General features: G+C 73.4%; 3 protein-coding genes. All 3 read left to right on the top strand.

What is annotated here, in order from left to right:
• Window positions 1–311, top strand: a 311-nt coding sequence (locus JWQ92_RS13060) for a S1 RNA-binding domain-containing protein (protein WP_297344896.1), incomplete at its 5' end; no start/stop codon positions are given.
• Window positions 312–598: 287 nt separating this feature from the next.
• Entirely contained in the window at window positions 599–1,492 is an 894-nt protein-coding gene (locus tag JWQ92_RS13055) for an aldo/keto reductase (protein ID WP_297344895.1), read from the top strand.
• Window positions 1,493–1,768: 276 nt separating this feature from the next.
• On the top strand, window positions 1,769–2,824 hold a 1,056-nt coding region (locus JWQ92_RS13050), incomplete at its 3' end, for an aldo/keto reductase (RefSeq protein WP_297344894.1).

Here is a 2,824-nt window from a genome sequence, read left to right as displayed (position 1 = left end):
ACGGCGCGTCCGCCGAGGCCGCCCGCCAGGCGGTCAACGCGATCGCGAACCCGCACAACCCGGAGATCGGCGAGCGGTTCCTCGGGACCGTCGTGAAGATCGCCGCGTTCGGCGCCTTCGTGTCGCTCCTGCCCGGTCGCGACGGCCTGCTGCACATCTCCGAGGTGCGCAAGCTCGCCGGCGGCAAGCGGGTCGAGAACGTCGAGGACGTCCTCGCCGTCGGCCAGAAGATCCAGGTCGAGATCACCAAGATGGACGACCGCGGCAAGCTGTCGTTGGCGCCCGTCGTCGAGGAGCCGGCGACCGTCTGACTCGACGTCCCGACGGCCGAGACGGCCTTCGGCGCTGGCGTCGCGGCGGAGGCCCGAAAGGGCCTCCGCTCCAAGCTCCAGCGCGCCGTCGTCGAGGAGCCGGCGACCGTCTGACTCGACATGTGAGACGAAAGGCCCTCGTTCCTCCGGGAACGGGGGCCTTTTGTCAACCCCGATTCGCAGGAATTCCGGATATGGAATACTGCTGAGGCTCAGTTTGACGTGACGGGGGATATGTGACGAGTCTTGCTCCTGGACCGGTCTCCCGGCGGATCGGTGCCACGGGCATGGCGGTGTACCCCATCGCCCTCGACGGCAGCGTCTTCGGCTGGGCCTCCGACGCCAAGGCGACCTCGTCGACGCTCGACCTCTTCTACGCGGCGGGCGGCGACCTGATCAGCACGGCGGACCACTACGCGGGCGGCCGCAGCGAGATCATGATCGGCTCCTGGCTCGCCCGGCACGCGTCACGCGAGCGGCTCGTCGTCGCCACGAAGGTCGGCAAGCATCCCGATGCGCACGGGCTCTCGCGGACAGCGATGCGGCGGGCCGTCGACGCCTCCCTCGAGCGGCTCGGCACGGACTGGGTCGACCTGCTCGGGCTCGACCACGAGGACCCGGACGTGCCGATCGAGGAGACGCTCACCGCCGCCCACGAGCTGGTGCTCGCGGGCAAGGTCGGGCACGTGTCCGCGTCGGGCTTCAGCGCCGACGGCCTGCGCGAGGCGATCCGCGTCGCGCGCCGGCTGGAGATCCCCGGCATCACGACGCTGCTGCCGGAGTACAACCTGCTCGAGCGCGAGCCCTACGAGCGGGAGATCGCGCCCATCGCCCTGTCCCAGGACCTCGGCGTGCTGCCCCGCACCCCGCTGGCGAGCGGCTTCCTGCGCGGCGACTTCCGATCGCGGCACGACAAGCCGGCCTCGCCGATCTTCGCGGGCGCGTTGAAGTACGTGAACCGCAGGGGCGCCGCCGTGCTGGCGGTGCTCGACGACATCAGCGACGAGGTCGGCCAGCACGTCGGCCGCATCGCGCTCGCCTGGCTGCTGTCGAAGCCGAACGTCGCGGCTCCCGTCGTGCGCGTCCCGACGGCCAGGCAGCTCGCCGACCTCATGCCGGCCGCGAACATCACGCTGACCCCGGAGCAGCTCGCACGGCTCGACGACGTCACCGACTCCTGACGCCCCCCGAACTGGGTTTTTCCTGACCTTCGAGGCGCTCCTACGCTGGACTCGTCCAGGTCAGGGCTCCGCCCGCCGTTGGGAACGGTACGACGGGACACCTTGAGTCACCCGCTGGGGGGCGAGTGACATCTCTTCGGGGATAGGAGGGCGGCTGCTGCGCCTCGTGCGCAGCAGCCCCCGACCTCCTCGTCCCGCGGTGTCGCACCCCGCGATCGGCTCGTCCCGCCGCTATCGTGATGCACCGCCGTGGGGGCGGTCTTCGAAGGAGCGGCGATGACGGATCCGGCCGACGAGCCAGCGCCGTCGCCGCACCCGCCGCGCCGACGCAGGCACGCCGCCGACGAGCCGGTCGTCGACGCCGCGATCGCGATCGTGGAGCGTGCTCAGCAGGCGCTGGCGGCTCAGCCCACCCTCCCGCTGCTCGACGAGCCGTCCGCGCCGTACCGGCTCCGGCCCGTCCCCGGGACGGGCCTCGCCGTCCATCCGGTCGTCGTGTCCGCCGGCCGCTTCGGCACCGCCGTGCCCGCCGTCGAGGCCCACCGCATCCTCGACGCCCACGCGGAGATCGGCGGCACGGCGATCGAGGTGCAGGACTCGCGGAGCGGGCGGCAGGAGGAGACGGTCGGCGCGTGGCTCGCCACCCGTCGGCGACGGGAGCGCACCGCGGTGCTCGCTCGCGTCGGGGTGCCGGACGAGCATCCGGGGTCCTCGGCCGCGGCGCTCACCGCTGCGGTCGAGCGGCTGCGCACCCGGCTGCGCACCGACCGGATCGACCTGCTCACCCTCGCCGTGCACGATCGCGCCACGAGCCTCGAGGAGACCCTCGTGGCGCTGGCGACCCTGCTCGAAGCCGGGCGGATCGGCGCCGTGGCCGCCGGCGCTCATAGCGCGGGGCGGCTCATCGAGGCCCGAGTGGCCGCCGGCCAGCGCGGGCTGCCCCGCTTCGTCGCCGTGTCACCCGTCTACAGCGTGCTCGAGCGGCTGCCCTACGAGGCGGAGCTCGCCCCCACCGTCACCGCCCAGGAGCTGGGCTGCTTCCCCCGGTCACCGCTCGCCGGCGGCTTCCTCACCGGCTCCAGCACGAGCCGGACCGGCCGGAAGCGGCTGAAGGACCTGGACCCGGAACGCGCGGACCGGCTCGCGGCGCACGCCAGCCGGCGGGGGCTGAAGGTCGTCGAGGCCGTCGGCACGATCGCACGGGAGCGCGGGGTGCCGACCTCCGCCGTGGCGCTCGGATGGCTGCTGTCGCGCCCCTTCGTCGTCGCGCCCGTCGTCGGGCCGTCCGCGGCGGGCGAGGTGCCGGCTCTCGCGGCGGCGGCCGCGCTGCGG

It is taken from the genome of Amnibacterium sp. (genome assembly GCF_025463795.1).
Taxonomy (GTDB): Bacteria; Actinomycetota; Actinomycetes; order Actinomycetales; family Microbacteriaceae; genus Amnibacterium.
This window is presented reverse-complemented; position numbering and strand designations above follow the sequence as displayed.